Source organism: Vibrio sp. 1978, assembly GCF_033344345.1.
Genome location: NZ_JAWPOP010000370.1, coordinates 1 through 759 on the forward strand (window position 1 = coordinate 1; position 759 = coordinate 759).

Annotated in this window: 2 protein-coding genes; both read left to right on the forward strand. The window is 44.1% G+C overall.

The annotated features are described in order from the left end of the window. Positions 1–54 precede the first annotated feature (54 nt). Complete coding sequence (locus R8N49_RS26680) at positions 55–408, forward strand: MmcQ/YjbR family DNA-binding protein (RefSeq protein ID WP_025534820.1); 354 nt, start codon at positions 55–57, stop codon at positions 406–408. A gap of 124 nt (positions 409–532) precedes the next feature. Next, positions 533–759: Mpo1-like protein (locus R8N49_RS26685; RefSeq protein ID WP_318190393.1), on the forward strand; the 227-nt coding region annotated here is incomplete at its 3' end.

A 759-nucleotide genomic window follows, 5' to 3' on the forward strand; every position in this document is an offset into this window, starting at 1 on the left:
CTACTGCCTCAATTTGAATAGCGAATCTCGTCGCAAAAAAGCTAAGGAATGAGCATGAATATCAAAGAATTGGAATCGTATTTAGAGACATTTATGTGCGCCGAAAGTGACTTCCCCTTTGGCCCTGACGCGCTTGTGTTCAAAGTAAAAGGCAAAATGTTCGCGATAATCGCGGAGCGTGGTGGTCGAGAATACGTCAGTGTTAAAGTGAAACCGGAAGATGGAGAAGTGCTAACGTCCCAGTTTACCGACATCACACCGGGCTACCACCTTAACAAACGCCATTGGGTCACAGTGTATTTCAATGGTGATGCCGAAGATGGTCTCATTCAAGACTTGTGCGAGCGCTCCTACGATTTGGTTGTAGCGAAACTGCCCAAAGCGCAACGTACATTGCTTGGACACTGAAGCCAAATAGTATTTCAGGAAAGCGTTTAGGCAATAACGAAAACCATCAATTGCTCGCTGAAAAACTCGCACCTTTTTTGAGCTCGGACTATATAAAAAGAAGTTGCGTAAAAAGGGAAGTGGTATGCGAGCACTATCTGACTGGTTAGAAGCCTACGGTGAAAGCCATCAAAACCCAATCAATCAAAAAATTCACAAGGTTGCCGTACCGGGTATTTATCTTTCTGTGGTTGGGCTTATTTGGTCCATTCCTCAACTTTCAATCTTAGGTTTTCAGCTCAACTGGGTTTGGTTCGCTGTTATCCCGGTTTGGGTCTTTTACTTCCGTTTATCTCTCAGTGTGTTCATGAT